Source organism: Streptomyces sp. NPDC007905, assembly GCF_042959345.1.
Taxonomy (GTDB): domain Bacteria; phylum Actinomycetota; class Actinomycetes; order Streptomycetales; family Streptomycetaceae; genus Streptomyces.
On record NZ_JBIBKS010000007.1, the window covers coordinates 301935 to 320720 of the forward strand.

Below are 18786 nucleotides of genomic sequence, written 5' to 3' on the forward strand. Positions count from 1 at the left end.
GCTCACGTCCTGTGGTACAGGTCCGCGGGAACCGCCCCGGCCGGCACCCCGTACCCCTTCGGGTTGAGGTCCAGCCAGTCCCCGTCCCGCAGGTCGGGCAGCAGCCGGCCGGGCCGGCCCGGATCCCGTACCGCCCGGTGGTCCGGCCGGCGGTCGTTGCCGGTGGCCGATGTCACGCTCCACGCCCCTGCCGCCCCAGGGAGGTCCCCAGCTCTCGCCGGTACCCGGCATAGGCCGTGCGCAGTGCCTCCCCGGGCCAGTCGGCGGGCAGGAGTTCGGGCGGCAGCACCGGGTCGGTGAGCAGGTGGCGTACGGCCGCGGCGAAGGCGGTGAGGCGGTCGGCCGGGTGCTGGGCGCCGGTCGCGTGGGTCAGCAGGGTCCGGGCGGTGGCCGCCCAGTCGTCCAGCGGCCACAGACGGGCGACCTGCCCGTGCGCGGATCCGCCGGGGCGGGCGGTGTAGGACAGGGCCACGCGCGCGAGGTCGGCCGGCAGGGACCGGGCGAGGTTGGCCGGCCGCAGCCACACGCCCTCGCGGAGTTCGGCCAGGCGCAGGACGGTCAACCGGGCGCGCAGGTCGGCTCGTTCTGCGGGGCCGCGGCCGGTCGCGGTGATCACCACCATCTCCCAGTCGCCGTCCCACGCGCGCGTTCGGGGATGCAGCGCCTCGTCCTGGCGGCGCTGGCGGGCCAGCAGCCGGTCGCTGAGCCCGTAGACGGCGTCCGTGCGGCGCAGGTCCCCGGCGGCCACCATCCGGCTCAGCGCGGCCCGGAGCGTGGAGCCGCCGACGCCGAAGGGCTCCACCAGCCGGACGAGGTCCTTCACCGGCAACTCGGGCGGGTGCACGCCCAGCAGCAGGCTGAGCACGACCGACCGCGCGGACAGCGGCCGCAGCCCTGTCCGGCCCGGCTCGACCGACACGTTCATGCGCATGGGCACGTACTGTACGTGCGCCTCCTTGTTGCATCATTGCGACAGTCGCTGGAAGAGTGCAACATGGCCGCATGGTCTCGATACCCGCGCAGTCGGCGCAGCCGTCGCAGTACGCCACCCACGACGTCACCAACCAGGCCCCACCTCTCGCCCCGTACGACGCCTCCGCCGACCAGGCCCTGCTGGAGGGGCTGCGCCGGGAGGGTGCCGGATGGGCCGAGGACGGCGTTCGCCGGCTGGGGCTGCGCGCCGGCAGCGAGGAGGCCCAGGAGTGGGGCGAGCAGGCGAACCGGCACGAGCCGGAACTGCGCACCCACGACCGCCACGGCCATCGGATCGACGAGGTCGAGTTCCATCCCAGCTGGCACCACCTGATGCGGACCGCGGTCGCGGAGGGCCTGGCCGGGGCCCCGTGGGCGGACGACCGGCCCGGCGCCCATGTGGCCCGTACGGCGGGCGGGCTCGTGTGGGGGCACACCGAGGCCGGGCACGGCTGCCCGACGTCGATGACGTACGCCGCCGTCCCCGCCCTGCGCGCCCAGCCGGAGCTAGCCAAGGTCTACGAACCGCTGCTGACCAGCCGTGAGTACGAGCCCGGGCTGCGCGTCCCGGCCGAGAAGCCCGGACTGCTCGCCGGGATGGGCATGACCGAGAAGCAGGGCGGCTCCGACGTCCGTACGAACACCACCACGGCGACGCCCACCGGCGAGCCCGGCGTGTACACGCTCCGCGGGCACAAGTGGTTCACGTCGGCGCCGATGTGCGATGTCTTCCTGGTACTGGCGCAGGCCCCGGGCGGTCTGTCGTGCTTCCTGGTGCCACGGATCCTGCCGGACGGCAGCCGCAACACCTTCCGCATCCAGCGGCTGAAGGACAAGCTCGGCAACCGGTCAAACGCCTCCTCCGAGCCGGAGTTCGACCGGACGGTGGCCTGGCTGGTCGGACCGGAGGGGCGGGGCGTGAAGACCATCATCGAGATGGTCAACTGCACCCGCCTGGACTGCGTGATGTCCTCGGCCACCCTGATGCGCAAGACGCTCGTCGAGGCGGGCCACCACGCACGCCACCGCAGCGCGTTCGGCGCCCGGCTCATCGACCAGCCGCTGATGCGCAACGTCCTGGCCGACCTGGCGCTGGAGTCGGAGGCAGCGACGACGCTCACGCTGCGGCTGGCCGGGGCCGCGGACCGGGCCGTGCGCGGGGACGCAGGAGAGCGTGCCTTCCGGCGGATCGCCACCGCCGTCGGCAAGTACTGGGTCACCAAGCGGGGCCCGGCGTTCACCGCGGAGGCCCTGGAGTGCCTGGGCGGCAACGGGTACGTCGAGGAGTCCGGCATGCCCCGCCACTATCGGGAGGCTCCCCTGCTGTCCATCTGGGAGGGCTCCGGGAACGTCAACGCGCTCGACGTGCTGCGCGCCCTCGGCCGGGAACCCGGGGCCGCCGACGCCCTGTTCGCCGAACTCGCCCTCGCGCGCGGGGCGGACGGCCGCCTGGATGCGGCCGTGGCCGCGCTGAAGGACCAGCTGGCCGAAACCGATCAGGTCGGCGCCCGCCGGCTGGTCGAACGGATGGCCCTCGCCCTCCAGGCCTCGCTCCTGGTCCGGCACGCCCCGCACCCGGTCGCGGACGCCTTCTGCGCATCCCGGCTGGGCGGCGACTGGGGGCACGCCTTCGGCACCCTGCCCGCCGGGACGGAGCTGGACGCGATCCTGGAGCGTGCCCTCCCGGCCTGAACCCATCCCTCCCCCCGCCGCTCCGGTGGCCGGTGAGAGCCGACGGATCGCACACAGTCAGCGCGCGGTTCCGCTTCGTTGTCAGTGCCGTGGTGCAGACTCGCGATCAGGTGGCACTCGTCTGGGGAGGACAACGTGTTCACGGGGATCGACGAGGTCGACTGGGCCTCGCTGCGGCACGCGTACGGCAGCGCGGAGGACGTACCCGGCTGGTTGCGGGGACTGGCCTCCGCCGACGCCGCCGAGCGACAGACCGCGCTCGACGGCATGTACGGCGCGGTGCACCACCAGGGGAACGTGTACGACTCGACGCTGGCGTGCGTTCCCTTCCTGTGCTCCCTCGCGGCCCGCGAGGCGGTGCCGGACCGGGGCTGCATCGTCGAACTGCTGGTCAGCATCGGGGCGGAGAGCGGGGACGCACGCGCGCGTGAGGCGGTGGGCGCGGACGCCGAAGTGTTCGTGTCCCTCCTCGGGGATCCGGACGCGGGAGTGCGCCGGGCGGCGGCCGGGGCCGCCGTACGGTTCCTCGACGGTCCGGCTCGTGTCCTGGACCTCTTACGCCTGCGGATCCCGGTCGAGCGGGACGACCGGGTCCTGCTCGCGCTCACGGAGGCCCTCGGCCTGTTCGTGCGCAGGCACCCGGCGCACGCTGCCGCGGTGGACCTCCTGACCGCACTGAGCGCCCCGCCCCACGACCCCGGGCTGCGGCTGGCCGCGCTCGGCCAACTCGCGCTCGGCGCCCCCGACCGGCTCCCGGCCGACCTGGTGCCGACGGCCGTCCGGCTGCTGCGGGACAGGTCTGCGCGCCGCACCCCTGTGCCGGACCAGCCTCGCAACGACACCTTGGTGGGGCGGATACGGCGGCTGCGCCCCTCGGACGAGGAGGGCGCCCATCTGCTGCGCACCCTGCACACCGCGCTCGGTGACCGGACCGGTGACCGGATCGCCCTGCTCACCGGGCAGTTGAGCAGCCCGGACCCGATGGACCGGTGCAATGCCGTGTGCATGTCGGCGGTGCTGTTCCGCGGCTGGCGGGCCGACTGCAGCGGGCCGGTGGCCCTGATCGCTGCCCAACTCGGCACGGAGCAGGACCGGTTACGGGACGTGGCGGTGTCGGTCCTGTCGGAGCTGTTCGGCCTGGCCGCGCCCGCCGCGGACGACCTCCACGCGCTGGTGACCGCTCGGCCCGACCTGTGGACGCACCGCTGGGAGCGCGGCTCGCCCACGCTCGGCGGCCCGCTGAAAGCCCTCGCCAGGAGCGGCGATCCGCGGGCGGTCGCGGTCCTGGCCCAGGTCCTGGCGGGCCCGGTCGTGCCCGTCGGCCTGGGCCACGAGATCGCACACCTGGGCCCGGCCGCGGCTCCCCTCGCCCCCGCGTTACAGCACCGGCTCGGCCGGATCCCCCTGGACTCCCCCGCCGCCGACACCCTGGCCGCCCCTTTCCTGGCGGCGCTCAGGGCCATCGGCGACAGGGACGCGGTACCCGAGGTTCTGCGCCTGCTGTCCGGTGCGCCCTCCGGCCTGGGGGCACGGGGCGCGGTCGCCGGACAGGTCATCGAGACACTGGACGCCCTCGGGGCCGCCGCGCAGGCGGCACCCGTGCTGCGGGCGCTGCTGCACTCCCGGCACGGGGCCGCCGCCGCGGGCGCGCTGTGGTCGGCGGACGGTGACGCCTCCGTCGTCCTGCCGGTCCTGCTGCGTGAGCTGACGCAGGGCGAGCCGGGGAGCCGTCGCCTGGCCGCCCGGCAGCTGGGCAGGCTCGGTCCGGCCGGCCGCCCGGCCCTGCCGGAGCTGCGCCGGGCGGCCGGTTCGGGACAGGTGCGGCAGCGGACGGCGGCCGCGTGCGCGCTGTGGCACATCGGCCGGGACCCGGAACCCGTGCTGCCGGTGCTCCGGGCCGCCTGGTCGGAACACCCCCGCAGCCGTGGCCCGATCGCCCGGTGCCTGGTGGCCATGGGCCCGGCGGCCGCACCCCTGAGCGACCTGGTGGCCGCGGAACTGACCGCCCCCCGGCGCCACATGGCGCGCGAGGACGGGTACGGCAGCCATGACATCCCCGAGGACGAGGCCCTCCTCAGGACCTGCGGAGAGGTCATGGCGGGGCTGTAGGCGCCCACCGGGCGGCAGGTACGGTCATCCGGTCATCCGGCCCCACTGCGGCCCGAGCCGGGCCCACTCCGCGTCCCAGCGATTCATGCGGCGGCGTTCCAGGCGGCCGCGGAGGACGAGGCCTCCGACGAAAGGAACGGCGGCGGCGCTCAACCCCACCAGGCCGCCCGTCAAAGTGGCGCGGAAGGCGGCTTCGGAGGCGGTGGCGGGCCGGGTGACCAGGTGCCCCTGCGGGTCCGTCCAGACGGTGACCGGGGCCCCGGCCTTGCTGCCCGGCGCAACCCGGGCCTGACCGGTGTGGGCCGAACCGTCCGCGACGGTCCAGCGCACCTCGGTCCAGACCCGCTCGGCGCCGGCGCCCTCTGGCGTGGGCCGGCCGGGTGCCTTCGCGACGACGCGGGCGACGGCGGGATGCCAGGCGGCGCGTTCCCGGGCCAGTCCGTGCTCCACCGACCGGGCCGCCGCGAGGCCCGCCAGCACGCCGGCCAGGACGGTCAGCAGCCAGGCGGCGAGCACCACCCAGGCCTCCACCACGTCGGCCCGGCGCCTGAGCGGATTGCGCCGCCAGCGCCACAGCCACACCTTCGGACCACGGAACGCCATCAAAGGCATCCTCCTCACGAGCGCACCGACAGGCCGGACCGACCTCCCATACGGGCAGGGCCGCCCCGTTGCTCACGACGAGCCGTCTCCTCGACGGTCGCACGAGACACCCCTTTCGCGCAGGCGCATCCCGCAACGGACCTCGCCGCTCTCTACGACAGGCCGGAGGCACCGCCTTGACCTGCGACGACGCGGTCCCTGGGGCTGACTGTCAGTGGCGGGGTGCAGACTGGCCGGTATTGGACGACTACCTGGACAAAGACGTCCCGGAGGTGATCGGCATGACCGAGGTTCTGCTCGCCGTGGGTACCCGCAAAGGCCTCTTCATCGGGCGGCGCCGTGCCGGCGCCTGGGAGTTCGACGACAGCCCCTACTTCAACGCGCAGGCGATCTACTCGGTCGCCATCGACACCCGCGGCGGCTCACCCCGGCTGCTCGCGGGCGGCGACAGCTCGCACTGGGGCCCGTCGGTGTTCCACTCCGACGACCTGGGCCGCACCTGGACCGAACCGGCCCGGCCCGCCGTCAAGTTTCCCAAGGACACCGGAGCTTCGCTGGAGCGGGTCTGGCAGCTGCACCCGGCCGCCGCCGAGCCGGACGTGGTGTACGCGGGCACGGAACCGGCCGCGCTGTACCGCTCGGAGGACCGTGGGGAGAGCTTCGAGCTGGTGCGCCCCCTGTGGGAGCACCCGACCCGCTCCCAGTGGGTGCCGGGCGGCGGCGGCGAGGGCCTGCACACGGTGCTCACCGACGCGCGCGACTCGCGGTCCGTGACCGTGGCCGTCTCCACCGCAGGGGTGTTCCGCAGCACGGACGGCGGGGCGAGCTGGACGCCGTCCAACTCCGGTGTCTCCGCGGTGTTCCTGCCGGATCCCAACCCGGAGTTCGGCCAGTGCGTGCACAAGGTCGCCAGGGACGCGGGCAACCCGGACCGGCTGTACCTGCAGAACCACTGGGGCGTGTACCGCAGTGACGACGCAGGCGCGCACTGGACCGACATCGGCGCGGGCCTGCCGTCGACGTTCGGCTTCGCGGTGGCCGCCCATCCGCACCGCGCCGACACCGCCTACGTCTTCCCGATCAACGCCGACGCCGACCGGGTGCCTGCGGGCCACCGCTGCCGGGTCTTCCGTACGGCCGACGCCGGCAAGAGCTGGGAGCCGCTGACGAAGGGGCTGCCGGCCGAGGACCACTACGGCACCGTGCTGCGCGACGCGCTCTGTACGGACGACGCGGACAGTGCCGCGCCGGCCGGGGTCTACTTCGGCAACCGCAACGGCGAGGTGTTCGGCTCGGCCGACGACGGTGACAGCTGGCAGCAGCTGGCCTCGCACCTGCCGGACGTGCTGTGCGTGCGGGCCGCGCTGATCGGCTGACGCGCGGGCCCACGGGAAGGAGGTGAGGGCGGCAACGGTCATCCGAGTCGACGGTCCGGTCATCCTCGGCCGGCACCCGGTCGCAGCTTGCTCGCCGAATCCGGCGGCTTCCCCGGCGGCGTCAACCAGGTCAGCAGCGGCAGCGCGCGCCCAGCTCTATACCGGCCGTTGCCCGACAGACACCGTATTCGGGCTCTTCGCCGGCATCCGCACCGCGAAGAACGGTCCATCCGGCAAGGAACGCTGCGGACGCGCCGGAATCAACAGCAAGCAGAACCAGGGCGCCTTCCACGACCTGCCTGTAAAGAACCGGCGGCTCCTCGACGGTGACGGCTGCTTCGTCACCAACCCCGGATACGGACACTGCGAGGGCGTCGCCCAGATCTGCGTCTGGCGCAAAATCAGCTGACGCCTGAAAATCGAAGAGGGGGTCCGCAACAGAGCCCCTCTCCCCTATCCACGTACTACCCCAACAGCTGGAACCGTCGTTGCTCGTCCTCGTTCATCCGCTGCCCGAGCCACACAAGGTGGCCGTCCAGGAGGCCCGGACGGAACACCGCCGCCAGGGCCGGCGTCTCAAGGCTGTCGGCGATCTCCTCCAGCAGCTTCAAGATCGACGAGCAGCATGGTTCCCGCATGCAAGCGCAAAAGCTCAGTCAATCGCTTTCTTTCGGTCGAATGTTATGGGTGAACCGGAACAGGTTGTGCGGGTCGTACAGCGTCTTCACGTGTCGCAGCCGCTCGTAATCCTCGGCCGCGAAGAGTTCCCGCACCCGCTCCTGGGAGACCGGAGCGCCGTCGTTGTAGACGGAGTTGAGGCTGCGGCCGACTGTCCAGGGCTTCAGGGCGTCGTAGACGCGCTGATGGACCGGCCGGGCGGACGTGGATGGCGCGGCCGTTCCGCCGGTCATCACGCGCAGCATGTAAGCGGCGTCCCGTCCGCCGACCGCGCCCGGGTCGGGGGGCCGGCGGGCGAAGGCCCCGCCAAGGTGACGGATCTCGACGATGCAGGGCACGGTCGCATCGGGTCCGGCCACGTCCACGACGGTCCACAGGGCCGTGGGATCGAGTTCGCGCAGCAGGACGTTTCCGCCGAAGTAGGCGTGCGGGACGTGCGGGTCCTGGTAGATGGTGCCGACCTCCGTGTACGGCATCTCCCGGACGGTGTCGACCAGCCGCGGGCCGAGCGCCCGCAGGGGCGTCACGAGCCGTTCGCCCTCCTCGGCGGAGCCCGTGAAGGCGATCCGGACGTGTGCGACGTAGCGTCCGCGCAGCGGCTCGGGGACGGACGGCCACGGCGGGCAGGTCATGAGGCAGATCGAGGAGGTGAGCTCCTCGGGCAGCGTCAAGGTCCATGCCCAATAGGCGTGCAGCAGGTCGACGGGGTGGTCCGCGGCGAAGTGGATGCCGCCGCCATAGAGCCGCGTCACCGGCACGAGGGCGGTTTCGACGGCGGTGACGGCGCCGAAGTTGCCGCCGCCACCGCGCAGCGCCCAGAACAGGTCGGGGTCGGAGCCGGCCGTGACGTGGCGCAGCGCACCGTCCGCGGTGACGATGTCGATGGCGCGGACGTAGTCGCTGGCGTAACCGGTCCGGCGGCCGAGCAGGCCGATACCGCCGCCGAGGAGGTAGCCGACGACGCCGATGTGCGGAGCTGAGCCGTTGACAGGGGCCAGACCGTGCGGGGCGGCCTGCTCGATGACCTCTCCCCACAGCACGCCGGCCTGGGCTGTAACGGTTCCGGCGCCCGCGTCCACCGCGACGGCCTTCATCCGGCGGGTGGTGATGAGAACGCCCTCGCCGTTCAGGGCGGTGACGATGCCGTGTCCGGTGGACTGCACGGCGACGGGCAGCCTCCGCTCGGCGGCGAAGCGGACCGCGGCGCACACGTCCTCGGGGCGGGTGGCGCCGACGACGACGGCGGGGCGGTGCCGAAAGCCGGCCTGGAAACCGACCCGTTCCTCGTCGTACTCCCGGCTGCCGGGCAGGAGGACGGGGCCTCGCACCTCGGCAGCCAGCGTCTCCACGTCCACGCTCATCCGTTGTTCTCCTTCCGTGGACGGCATGGCCACCGCCCCGCGAGTGCCGCTCGGCCCACCGGTCCGCTAGCGCAGGGACGAGTTCTCCTGCACCCAGTGGAAGCCACGGCTGACGAGCGGGAAGGTACCGAGGTCGCGGCGGCGCAGGTGCAGACGGAGGTGGTAGCCGTCGGCGTCGCCCTCCAGGATCAGGCGATCGTCGGCCGGGCGCTCGAAGGCGAACGTCACCTGCCACTTCGGGTCGGCCATCTTGGTCAGTGCGACCGAACGGGCATTCATGTCGATCGCCGCCATGCAGGGGTCGAGCGAGTCGTCCATGTGCTGGATGGCCACGGCGTCGACGGAGTCCACGACGACTCGGCGCCAGCGCCGGCCGTCGGTCGTCACAGGCGGGTGCTGCTCGCCGTCGAGGGAGAAGTCGGTCACATCCCAGACGCCGTACAACTCGGGCTTCTCCCGTCCACCCCCGTGGTTCTTCCAGAACGTCCAGTCGTTGCGCAGTTGCGCGCCGAGCAGCCAGAGTCCGGCCCCGGCCTGGAGGGCGGTGGCGATCCGGTTCGCCCGGCGGGAACGGAAGAGGTCCGCGGGGGCGGCCGCGGGGAGCGGGCGCTCCGTGAGCATGGCCTCGGCCAGGCGAGGCGTCTGCGGGGCCAGCAGAAGCAGGCTGAGCAGGAGCAGTTGGAAGGAGTGGACCTTGACGGGGACGTCGAAGGTCATGTTGAGCAGGAGCACCTGGGCCATCTCCGCCGCCGACAGCAGCGCCCCCAGCGACGCCGTGCGCGGCACGATGAGCAGCAGCCCGCCCGCGATCTCCGCACAGCCGAGCAGCACCTGATACGGCTTCGAGGATCCCGTCTGCGCCCACAGCAGGCCCATCGGGCTGAGGTCGCCGAGCGGCTCGACGAGCTTGGAGGGCGGCAGCTGGAACTGGAGCGGGACAGCCTTGGCCGCGCCGTAGGAGAACATCTGTCCCGCGAGACAGAAACGGGCGGCCAGGCGGAACCACTCGTCCAGCGTCGCGTGGTCCGTCCGGTGCCGGTCCAGCACGGACCAGACCGGGGTGGCCGCGGCGGCGCCCGCGAGCCAGCAGAGCTGCCCCGCCCAGGTGTGCGGGTCGTCGCCGCCGTCGAAGCGGTCACCCATCTCCCTGCCTAGGACCCGGACGGACATCCAGTTCCGCACCGGGCGTACCGCCCAGAGCTTCGCCCAGGCGTCGGCCGCTTCCTGCAGACGCCCCATTCCGCCCCCGCGCAGGGCCAGATAGACCTGCGGGCTGGTCAGGCAGTACAGGCCGGCGTAGACGCAGCCGAACCGGTAGGCGGTGCGGGCGGCCCCGGCCCAGTTCGGCAGGGCCGGGGAGGTGCCGGCCGACGGGGACGCGCGTCTGGCCGCCCGGCCGGCCGGTGAAGACGCGACGGTCCGCAGCCACTTGCCTACTCGCACCTTCATCGTTCATCACCTTCTCAGGGGCCGTCTTCGGTGGTCGCGGTCAACTACGGCGGAAACGTCCGAGCCAGGCGTGCACGTCGAGGAGTTCCGACGTGGTCGGGATGATGCCGCGCAGGTGGGCCTCGTCGATCGACTCGACCGTCCAGCCGTCGGCGAAGCCGTCGCGCAAGTGGTCGGCGGAGCGCTTGAGGGCGGAAGGCGCTTCGTCGTCCGGGAGCGGCGCCGGTATCTCCTCGATGGCCTCGGCGAGCCGCGCCTGCATATCCGCGGATCCCCGGTCGCTGATCGAGAGGATGTACGCCACCGCCCCCGGGCGGCAGGCGCGGTGCAGGGCCGCCGCGTAGGCGCGCAGCCTGTCGCCCTCGAAAGTGTGGGCAAGGCCGGAGTCGATCACGGTGTCGAAACGCCCTTCGTAGCTTGTGAGGTCGAGGGCGTCGGCGACTTCGAAGACGGCGCCGAGTCCGCGTGCGGCGGCCTTGTCCCGGGCGAGGGAGATCGCTGTCGGGGACAGGTCCAGCCCCGTCACCGCGTAGCCCCTGCCCGCCAGGTGGAGGGCGTCCTCACCGGTGCCGCAGCCCGCGTCGAGCACCGTGCCCCGGATGAGGCCCGCTTTCTCCAGGGCGACGTAGGCGGGCTGAGGCGCCCCGATGTCCCACGGCGGGCGTTTGCCGAACGGGCTCTCCCCGCGGTAGACGGCGTCGAATACCTCGGTCATCACCGCGGGTCCGTCGGGTGCGCCGGCAGGTTCAGTCATGGCTGCCATGATTGCGTCGCCCCCCGGCGCATCCTCGGTGTCTTGCGGACTTCTGTCACGGAGGTGTCGTCCGCCGGTCAGCGGGAGCCGTACTTGCGGACCGCGAGCGGGGCGAACACCGCGATCAGGCCGACCGACCAGGCCACGGTCTGCAGGACGTAGCTGGTCGCCGGGCCCCCGGTGAACAGTGCGCGCAGCGCGTTCACGGCCGCCGTCATGGGGCTGTGGGCGGCGTACGCCTCCAGCCAGCCCGGCATCGTGCCGGTCGGTACGAACGCCGAGGAGATCAGGGTGAACGGGAAGATCCACACACCGCCGACCGCCTGGGCAGCTTCCGCGTTGCGCACCGACAGCCCGAGGTAAGCGGCGAACCACGACACCGCGTAGCCGAACAGCAGCAACAGCAGCAGGCCGGCCAGCGCGGGCACGAGGCCGTTGCGGAACCGGAAGCCGACCAGCAGGCCCACTCCCACGGTCACGCCGGCCACGCCGACGTTGCGGAAGATCTCCGACAGCGTGCGTCCGATCAGCACGGCGGTACGGCTCATCGGCATCGACCGGAAGCGGTCCATGAGGCCCTCGTGCATCTCGGCGGCGACCCCGATGGTGGTACCGGCGGCGGAGCCGTACAGCGCCATCTGGACGAGGATGCCGGGCAGCAGGAACTGGGCGTAGCGTTCGCCGCCGACGTCGATGGCGCCGCCGAAGACGTACGTGAACAGCAGGATGAACATCACCGGCTGGACCAGCGAGAACATCACCAGCTCGGGGCTGCGCAGTACGTGCCGTACGTTGCGCAGGGTCATTTGCCACACGTCGGAGAACCACCATGCGAGGGCGTTGCCCGACGACGTGTACGACGTGCCGCTCTCCCGCGTCAGAGTAGTGGAGGTCATGGCCGCTCGATTTCCTTCCCACTGCTGCGCCGGTCGGTGCCGTGAACGGCGGATCGGCCCGTCACGGCCAGGAAGACGTCGTCGAGAGTGGGCCGGCGGAGCGCCACGTCACCGATCGCGATCCCCGACTCCCTGAGCAGGTGAAGCAGGTCGGGCAGGGTGCCGCCGTCGGGCAGCGGCGCGTGGACCTGCATCTTCTCGGCGTCGGCGACCGGGTCGGTGCCCAGCCGCTCCCGCAGGATCCGGACCGTCCGCTCCATGGCCCCGGTATCGAGGAGCGTGATGCCGACCCGGTCCGGGCCCACCTGGGCCTTCAGCTCGTCCGGGGTACCGCTGACGATGACTTCGCCCCGGTCGATCACGGACAGGGAGTCGGCGAGCTGGTCCGCCTCCTCCAGGTACTGCGTGGTGAGCAGTACGGTGGTTCCGTCCGCGACCAGTTCACGCACGAGCCGCCACACCTCCATACGGCTGCGCGGATCGAGGCCGGTGGTCGGCTCGTCGAGGAAGACGAGCCCGGGCCGCGCCATGAGGCTGGCCGCGACGTCGAGCCGGCGCCGCATCCCGCCCGAGTACGTCTTGGGCTGCCGGTCGGCCGCGTCCTCCAGACCGAAGCGTTCCAGCAGTTCGCTCGCGCGTGCCCGGCACTCGGACTTCGACAGCCGGAACAGCCTCCCGATCATGTGCAGGTTCTCGCGCCCGGTGAGCAGTTCATCGACAGCGGCGTACTGGCCGGTGAGCCCGATCATCGACCGGACCCGCCGGGGGTCGCGGCGCACGTCCACACCGAACACCTCGGCCACTCCGTCGTCCGGCGCGATGAGGGTGGCCAGGATCCGGACGGTGGTGGTCTTGCCGGCGCCGTTGGGGCCGAGCAGGCCGTGCACCGTGCCCTCGGGCACCGTGAGTTCGAGGCGGTCGAGTGCGGTGAGCGAGCCGAAACGCTTGCACAGTCCGGCCGTTCTGATCGCTGCTGGCATCTGCCGTGGTTCCTTTCCTGGTCCGACGCGCCCTGGGGTGCAGGGTGGCGGGGCGGCGACCCGGTTCAGTGGTGCACGGCACCGAGCAAGGCCGACATGTGGATGGCGTCGGCGGCCGCCGCGCCCGCCGCGGTCGACGCGGTGACCGACTGCTTCCAGCGACTGGTCAGGTCCCCGGCCGCGTACAGGCCCGGCACGCTGGTGCACTGGGAGGCGTCGACGCCGACGAAGCCGGCGTCGTCGACTGTCAGCTTCAGTTCGTCGGCCGCCCGCTGCACGACGGGCTGCTGCCGTTGTCGCGGCGTCCACACCAGGGTCTGCCGCTCCAGGACCCTGCCGTCGGCCAACTCGATGCCGTAGAGGGCCCCTTCCCGGTGGTGCAGGCGGCGGACCGTTCCCGTGACGACGTCCCCTCCCCTGGTTCGCGCGGTCGCACGAGCGGTCTCCAGGCCGGGCATCGACTCCTGGCAGATCGCGATCGTGTCCTCGCTCCAGGCGCGGAAGGCCACGGCCGACAGTCCCGCGAGGTCCGCGTTGTCGGCGACCGTCGCCCAGCGCCGACCGGCGTTCTCCTCACCGAGGCAGAACGGGCAGTGGATCACGCTGCGGCCCCAGCACTCCGCGAAGCCGTCCACGTCGGCCGGATGGACGTCGACGACACCGGTCGCGAGCAGGACGGTTCGGGCCTCGACGGTCTCACCGCCGCCGAGGGCGACCCGGAAGCCCCCGCCGGGAGCGGGGGACACGCTGTCGGCGTCGTCCTCCAGCCGCTCCACGGTCGTGTACCGGGAGAGTTCCCGCCAGGCGCGCTCCCGGAGCTCGGCGGGAGTGACGCCGTCCATTCCGATGTGGCCGTGAACGCCCGCCGATGCGCTGTTGCGCGGTGCCCGGGGGCTGTCCACGACGATCACCGGGTGCCGGTATCTGGCCAGGCCGAGCGCCGCGGTGAGCCCGGCGGGGCCGGCTCCCACGATCACGGTGGTGTGGTCGGTGTGCGAGGACATCGGTCTGATCCCTTCCGTCGGGCTGAGCGGGGTCCGTCCACCGCGGTGGCGGTCCGGCAGGTGCACGGTCTGGGAACGCCGGAACGGGCTGTCGGCGGGCGGAAGCCGTCGGCCCGCATTCTGGTCGCCGCCGCGGTGCTGGAAAGGTGCGGGCGAAAGAGGTGAGCCAGACAGTCGTGCGCCTGCACGGCACGGGCGGTGCCGGCTTTCCGCCCGGGCACGAGCCGGCCGCGGTCGACGCCCCCGCCCCGAGTCACCGGGCGGGGGCAGGCGCATGGCCGCGTCGCGTCAGGCGCCGACGTACTGGGCGAGGTGCTCGCCCGTGAGGGTGGAGCGCGCGGCGACCAGATCGGCGGGCGTGCCCTCGAAGACGATCCGGCCGCCGTCGTGGCCGGCGCCGGGTCCGAGGTCGATGATCCAGTCGGCGTGCGCCATGACGGCCTGGTGGTGCTCCACGACGATGACCGTCTTGCCGGCGTCCACCAACCGGTCGAGCAGGGCGAGCAGTTGCTCGACGTCGGCCAGGTGCAGGCCGCTGGTCGGCTCGTCGAGGATGTAGACGCTGCCCGTTCCGGCCATGTGGCCGGCGAGCTTCAGCCGTTGCCGCTCGCCGCCGGAGAGGGTGGTGAGCGGCTGGCCGAGGCTGAGGTAGCCCAGGCCGACCTCGGCGAGCCGGTCGAGGACGGTGTACGCGGCCGGCGTCCGTGCCTCACCGCTGCGGAAGAACTCGGCGGCCTCGGCCACCGGCATCGCGAACACCTCGCTGATGTCCCGGCCGCCGAGCCGGTACTGGAGCACCGACGCCTGGAACCGCTTGCCCTCGCAGTCCTCGCAGGTGGTGGCGACGCCGGCCATGATCGCCAGGTCGGTGTAGATGACACCGGCGCCCTTGCAGGTGGGACAGGCGCCCTCGGAGTTGGGGCTGAACAGGGCGGGCTTGACCCCGTTGACCTTGGCGAACGTCTTGCGGATCGGTTCGAGCATGCCCGTGTAAGTGGCCGGGTTGCTGCGCCGGGAGCCCTTGATGGGCGACTGGTCCACCGTGACAACGCCGTCGCGGCCCGCTACCGAGCCGTGGATCAGGGAACTCTTGCCGGAGCCCGCGACCCCGGTGACCACGGTGAGCACGCCGAGCGGGATGTCCACGTCGACGTCGCGCAGGTTGTGGGCGTTGGCGCCGCGCACCTCCACTACACCGGACCGCTCGCGTACGGACGGCTTCAGCGAGGCCCGGTCGTCCAGATGCCGTCCGGTGACGGTGCCGCTGGCCCGCAGACCCTCGACGGTGCCCTCGAAGACCACCTCGCCGCCCTTGGTGCCGGCGAGCGGTCCCAGGTCGACGACGTGGTCGGCGATCACGATCGTCTCCGGCTTGTGCTCCACGACCAGCACGGTGTTGCCCTTGTCACGCAGTCGCAGCAGCAGGTCGTTCATCCGCTGGATGTCGTGCGGGTGCAGGCCGACGGTGGGCTCGTCGAAGACGTAGGTGACGTCGGTGAGCGCGGAGCCCAGGTGGCGGACCATCTTGACGCGCTGGGCCTCACCGCCCGAGAGCGTGCTCGAGGACCGGTCGAGCGAGAGGTAGCCGAGGCCGATCTGGACGAACGAGTCGAGGGTCTGGCCGAGCACCGTGAGCAGTGTGGTGACCGACGGATCGGTCAGACCGCGGATCCAGGCCGCGAGGTCGCTGATCTGCATGGCGCAGACGTCGGCGATGCTGAGGCCGTCGATCTTCGCGGACCGGGCGGTCTCGCTGAGCCGGGTGCCGTGGCACTCGGGGCAGGCGGAGAACGCCACCGCCCGTTCCACGAAGGCACGGATGTGCGGCTGGAGCGTCTCCTTGTCCTTGGACAGGAACGACTTGCGCACCCGCGCGAGGAGGCCCTCGTAGGTGGTGTTGACGCCCTTCACCTTGATCTTGACCGGGTCCCGGTGCAGGAAGTCGTGCCGTTCCTGCTCGGTGTAGCCGCGGATCGGCTTGTGCGGGTCAAGGAAGCCCGACTCGGTGAACGACTGCACCACCCAGCCGTCGGGCTTCCAGCCGGGGACTGTGATCGCGCCGTCGGCGAGCGACTTGGAGTCGTCGAACAGCTGGGCGGGATCGATGTCCGAGACGGTGCCCATGCCCTCGCACCGCAGGCACATGCCGCCGACGACGCTGAAGCCCTTCTCGATCTTCTTGCCGTTCACCACGAGGACACCCGACGCGTCGGCCGAGGCGACGTTGAAGGCGAATGCCTTCTGCGAGCCGATGTACGGCTTGGCGAGCCGGCTGAAGAGGATGCGCAGCAGTGTGCCCGCGTCGGTGGCGGTGCCGACCGTGGAGCGCAGGCTGGTGCCCATAGGCTGCTGGTCGACCAGGATCGCGGTGGTCAGCCCGTCGAGCACGTCGACCTCGGGCCGCGCCAGGGTGGGCATGAAGCCCTGGATGAAGGCGCTGTAGGTCTCGTTGATCAGCCGTTGCGACTCCGCGGCGATCGTGTCGAATACCAGGGAGCTCTTGCCCGAGCCGGAGACCCCGGTGAACACGGTCAGCCGCCGTTTGGGGATCTCCACATGCACGTTCTTGAGGTTGTTCTCACGTGCTCCGTGCACACGGATCAGATCATGGCTGTCGGCGGCACACAGCGCAGCGGGCTGGGTGTCCGTCTCCGTGCCGGCCGTCATGGTGTCCCTCCCGTTGGTCGGACGCGGCACGCCTTCGTCCTGCGACGTGGTGACGAGTTCCTGAACGTCCCGGTTCATGAGCTCAAGCGTATACCTGCAAAGTCGGTTGAGGGTTTGGGAGAAACCACGCGGAGTTATTCGGATAAAGTCTCAAACCGTGAAGTACCTGCGCCCTTACGACCTGGCCCGTGAGCACGGCATTTCCACCCAGGCGGTCCGCAACTACGAGCGGGACGGGTTCATCCCGCTCGCCCGGCGCACCCCGTCCGGCTACCGCACCTACACCGAGATCCACGCGGCGGCCCTGCGCGCCTATCTGGCGCTCGTCCAGGCATACGGATACGCCACGGGCGGCGAGATCATGCGGTCGCTCAACACCGGCGACCTCGACGCCGCGCTGACGGCCGTCGACCGCGGCCACGCCCAACTGCTGCGCGACCGAAGCACGCTGGACGCGGTGGGGCGGGCGGTGGAGCACCTCACCCGCGGCCCCGGCCTCGCCGAGCACACCTCCGCCGGCAGCGAGCCGCTCAGCATCGGCGAACTCGCGCGCCGTCTGGGGGTGACCGCGGCGACCCTGCGGAACTGGGAGGCGGTGGGCATCCTCGCCCCCGCCCGGGAGCCGGTCACCGGCCACCGTTCGTTCGGCGCCACGGACGTGCGCGACGCCGAGCTGACCCATCTCCTGCGACGCGGGGGCTACCCGCTGGAGCACATCCGCACGGTGGTTCGGCAGATCCGTACGGCCGGCGGCACCGAGGCGCTGTCCGCCGCCCTCGACGACTGGCGGCGACGGCTCACGGCCCGCGGGGTGTCCATGCTCGACGCGGCGGCCCGTCTCGGCGGGTACGTGGCCCTCCTGGGCGTCGCCCCGGCCGGACCGCCGGCCGCCGCGGAACCCGCTCCCGCGCCGGAGTCCCCACCGACGGTTTGAGACCTCGCGGCCCGGCGAGTCCGCCCGCGGCGCCGATGGCATCGCCGTAAGCCTCAACAGGTCTTTCAATGATTCGATTGACAGACATGAGAAAGGACTTCCACGACCTTCCCGTGGCCTCGTGCGCCGTGCTGGCGCTCGGCGAACCCACCCACCGGGAACCCGCCTTCGGGTGGGTACGCAACGAGCTGTTCGCCCGGCTGGCCCGCCTCGGCTTCCGCTCGATCGCCCTGGAGACCGACCGCGTGGCCGCGCTGCGCGTCGACGACTTCGTCAAGGGCGGCGACGGGGATCTCGACGAGGTGGCGCGGGAGGGCTTCTCCCACGGCTTCGGGAACCTGGAGACCAACCGGCGCCTCGTCGCCTGGATGCGCGACCACAACGCGAGCCTGCCGCCAGAGGAGCAGCTGACCTTCCACGGCTTCGACGTCCCGACGGAGACGACCAGCGCCCCCAGCCCGCGGCGCTGTCTCGAGCACGCCCGGAACTATCTGGGGCTCGACCTCGACCTGACCGGGCTGTTCGGCGCGGACGAGCAGTGGAGCCGTACGGAGGCGGTGATGGACCCGGCCATGTCGGTCGGCGCCACGCCCGAGGCCGAGCGGCTGCGGTCCCTCGCCGACGACATGCTCACCCTGCTCCACTCCAACGCCGCCGAGCGGATCGCGCAGACCTCGCGCGCGGAGTGGCTCCGGGCCAGGACCCACCTCACCGCCGGCCTCGGTCTGCTGCGCTACCACTGGCAGGCAGCCCAGCGCCTGGAGAACAACACCCGGCTGTCCCTGCTGTTCGCCACCCGAGACGCACTCATGGCGCAGAACCTCCTCGACATCCGCAGCATCGAGGGCCGCCGGGGCGCGACGCTGGTCTTCGCCCACAACGTGCACCTCCAGCGGACCCCGAGCACCTGGAGCCTGGGAGACCTGCGCGTCGGCTGGCCCGGGGCCGGCACCGTCGTGGCACCGCTGCTGGGCGAGCAGTACCTCTTCGTCATCGGCAGCCTGGGCCGCAGTGAGACCATCGGGCTGGGCGACCCCGAGCCGGGCACCTACGAGAGCGTTCTGCAGGACCGTGTCACCGACTGGGCCGTGGCCCCCACCGGCACGGTCACCGCCGCCCGGACCCGGACGGACACCACCCCGCAGCAGGGCTACTTTCCGCTCGACCAGGCCCTCCTGGACACCGCCGACGCGGTCCTGCACGTCCGCGACGGCGCCGCCGTCACCCGGTCGGGGGACCTCCTGCGCACCCCCGCCGGTGCCGGGAGCGAGCACTGACGGAAAGGGGAAGGATTCGCCGGGCTCCCCGCAC

Annotated in this window: 17 protein-coding genes; 6 read left to right on the forward strand and 11 right to left on the reverse strand. The window is 72.2% G+C overall.

Translation table 11 applies throughout. The features are described from left to right. Window positions 1-2 precede the first annotated feature (2 nt). Complete coding sequence (locus tag ACFZDC_RS15450; RefSeq protein WP_391323953.1) at window positions 3-176, reverse strand: hypothetical protein; 174 nt, start codon at window positions 174-176, stop codon at window positions 3-5. Beyond that, entirely contained in the window at window positions 173-931 is a 759-nt protein-coding gene (locus ACFZDC_RS15455) for a PaaX family transcriptional regulator C-terminal domain-containing protein (protein WP_391323954.1), read from the reverse strand. Before ACFZDC_RS15455 ends, ACFZDC_RS15450 begins: the two co-directional genes overlap by 4 nt. Window positions 932-1002: 71 nt before the next feature. Between ACFZDC_RS15455 and ACFZDC_RS15460 the strand changes: the two genes are divergently transcribed. Then, a complete protein-coding gene (locus ACFZDC_RS15460; RefSeq protein ID WP_391323956.1) occupies window positions 1003-2664 on the forward strand; it encodes an acyl-CoA dehydrogenase family protein in 1662 nt (553 codons plus the stop codon). 135 nt (window positions 2665-2799) lie between these two features. Next, on the forward strand, window positions 2800-4773 hold the full coding sequence (locus ACFZDC_RS15465) for a HEAT repeat domain-containing protein (protein WP_391323958.1): 1974 nt from the start codon (window positions 2800-2802) through the stop codon (window positions 4771-4773). Window positions 4774-4797: 24 nt separating this feature from the next. Here ACFZDC_RS15465 and ACFZDC_RS15470 read toward each other — a convergent pair whose 3' ends face one another. Continuing rightward, window positions 4798-5376 (reverse strand): hypothetical protein, encoded by a 579-nt coding sequence (locus ACFZDC_RS15470; protein WP_391323959.1) that lies wholly within the window; start codon window positions 5374-5376, stop codon window positions 4798-4800. A 281-nt stretch (window positions 5377-5657) separates the two neighbouring features. Between ACFZDC_RS15470 and ACFZDC_RS15475 the strand changes: the two genes are divergently transcribed. Together ACFZDC_RS15475 and ACFZDC_RS15480 are read left to right on the forward strand one after the other, a co-directional pair. Next, entirely contained in the window at window positions 5658-6752 is a 1095-nt protein-coding gene (locus tag ACFZDC_RS15475; protein ID WP_391323961.1) for a WD40/YVTN/BNR-like repeat-containing protein, read from the forward strand. Window positions 6753-6774: 22 nt separating this feature from the next. Then, entirely contained in the window at window positions 6775-7161 is a 387-nt protein-coding gene (locus ACFZDC_RS15480) for a hypothetical protein (protein ID WP_391323963.1), read from the forward strand. A 55-nt stretch (window positions 7162-7216) separates the two neighbouring features. Here ACFZDC_RS15480 and ACFZDC_RS15485 read toward each other — a convergent pair whose 3' ends face one another. From ACFZDC_RS15485 to ACFZDC_RS15520, 8 genes are all read right to left on the reverse strand, one after another. Continuing rightward, window positions 7217-7363: a hypothetical protein gene (locus ACFZDC_RS15485; protein WP_391323965.1), complete on the reverse strand. Its 147-nt coding sequence runs from the start codon at window positions 7361-7363 to the stop codon at window positions 7217-7219. A 45-nt stretch (window positions 7364-7408) separates the two neighbouring features. Then, window positions 7409-8791, reverse strand: coding sequence for an FAD-binding protein (locus ACFZDC_RS15490; protein WP_391323967.1), 1383 nt, complete (start codon window positions 8789-8791; stop codon window positions 7409-7411). A gap of 66 nt (window positions 8792-8857) precedes the next feature. Further along, window positions 8858-10240 carry a DoxX family protein gene (locus ACFZDC_RS15495; RefSeq protein ID WP_391323969.1) on the reverse strand — a complete coding sequence of 461 codons (1383 nt, stop codon included), beginning with the start codon at window positions 10238-10240 and terminating at the stop codon, window positions 8858-8860. A 40-nt stretch (window positions 10241-10280) separates the two neighbouring features. Further along, the gene (locus tag ACFZDC_RS15500) at window positions 10281-10994 is read right to left on the reverse strand and encodes a methyltransferase domain-containing protein (RefSeq protein WP_391323971.1); all 714 of its coding nucleotides are present in this window, start codon (window positions 10992-10994) and stop codon (window positions 10281-10283) included. 77 nt (window positions 10995-11071) lie between these two features. Next, entirely contained in the window at window positions 11072-11890 is an 819-nt protein-coding gene (locus ACFZDC_RS15505; RefSeq protein WP_391323973.1) for an ABC transporter permease, read from the reverse strand. Next, complete coding sequence (locus tag ACFZDC_RS15510; RefSeq protein ID WP_391323975.1) at window positions 11887-12870, reverse strand: ATP-binding cassette domain-containing protein; 984 nt, start codon at window positions 12868-12870, stop codon at window positions 11887-11889. The genes ACFZDC_RS15505 and ACFZDC_RS15510 overlap by 4 nt, the downstream gene beginning before the upstream one ends. Window positions 12871-12935: 65 nt before the next feature. Then, window positions 12936-13874, reverse strand: a complete 939-nt coding sequence (locus tag ACFZDC_RS15515) for an FAD-dependent oxidoreductase (protein ID WP_391323977.1) — start codon at window positions 13872-13874, stop codon at window positions 12936-12938. A 288-nt stretch (window positions 13875-14162) separates the two neighbouring features. Further along, window positions 14163-16541, reverse strand: a complete 2379-nt coding sequence (locus ACFZDC_RS15520) for an ATP-binding cassette domain-containing protein (protein ID WP_391324057.1) — start codon at window positions 16539-16541, stop codon at window positions 14163-14165. Between the two features lie 157 nt (window positions 16542-16698). Between ACFZDC_RS15520 and ACFZDC_RS15525 the strand changes: the two genes are divergently transcribed. Together ACFZDC_RS15525 and ACFZDC_RS15530 are read left to right on the forward strand one after the other, a co-directional pair. Continuing rightward, a complete protein-coding gene (locus ACFZDC_RS15525) occupies window positions 16699-17475 on the forward strand; it encodes a MerR family transcriptional regulator (protein WP_391323978.1) in 777 nt (258 codons plus the stop codon). 68 nt (window positions 17476-17543) lie between these two features. Next, window positions 17544-18752 carry an erythromycin esterase family protein gene (locus ACFZDC_RS15530; protein ID WP_391323979.1) on the forward strand — a complete coding sequence of 403 codons (1209 nt, stop codon included), beginning with the start codon at window positions 17544-17546 and terminating at the stop codon, window positions 18750-18752. Window positions 18753-18786: the final 34 nt, after the last annotated feature.

Coding starts and splice junctions, on each gene's coding strand:
- ACFZDC_RS15455 (WP_391323954.1), bottom strand. CDS start 931: ATGCGCATGAACGTGTCGGTCGAGCCGGGCCGGACAGGGCTGCGGCCG.
- ACFZDC_RS15460 (WP_391323956.1), top strand. CDS start 1,003: ATGGTCTCGATACCCGCGCAGTCGGCGCAGCCGTCGCAGTACGCCACC.
- ACFZDC_RS15470 (WP_391323959.1), bottom strand. CDS start 5,376: ATGGCGTTCCGTGGTCCGAAGGTGTGGCTGTGGCGCTGGCGGCGCAAT.
- ACFZDC_RS15475 (WP_391323961.1), top strand. CDS start 5,658: ATGACCGAGGTTCTGCTCGCCGTGGGTACCCGCAAAGGCCTCTTCATC.
- ACFZDC_RS15490 (WP_391323967.1), bottom strand. CDS start 8,791: ATGAGCGTGGACGTGGAGACGCTGGCTGCCGAGGTGCGAGGCCCCGTC.
- ACFZDC_RS15495 (WP_391323969.1), bottom strand. CDS start 10,240: ATGAAGGTGCGAGTAGGCAAGTGGCTGCGGACCGTCGCGTCTTCACCG.
- ACFZDC_RS15500 (WP_391323971.1), bottom strand. CDS start 10,994: ATGACTGAACCTGCCGGCGCACCCGACGGACCCGCGGTGATGACCGAG.
- ACFZDC_RS15505 (WP_391323973.1), bottom strand. CDS start 11,890: ATGACCTCCACTACTCTGACGCGGGAGAGCGGCACGTCGTACACGTCG.
- ACFZDC_RS15510 (WP_391323975.1), bottom strand. CDS start 12,870: ATGCCAGCAGCGATCAGAACGGCCGGACTGTGCAAGCGTTTCGGCTCG.
- ACFZDC_RS15515 (WP_391323977.1), bottom strand. CDS start 13,874: ATGTCCTCGCACACCGACCACACCACCGTGATCGTGGGAGCCGGCCCC.
- ACFZDC_RS15520 (WP_391324057.1), bottom strand. CDS start 16,541: ATGACGGCCGGCACGGAGACGGACACCCAGCCCGCTGCGCTGTGTGCC.
- ACFZDC_RS15530 (WP_391323979.1), top strand. CDS start 17,544: ATGATTCGATTGACAGACATGAGAAAGGACTTCCACGACCTTCCCGTG.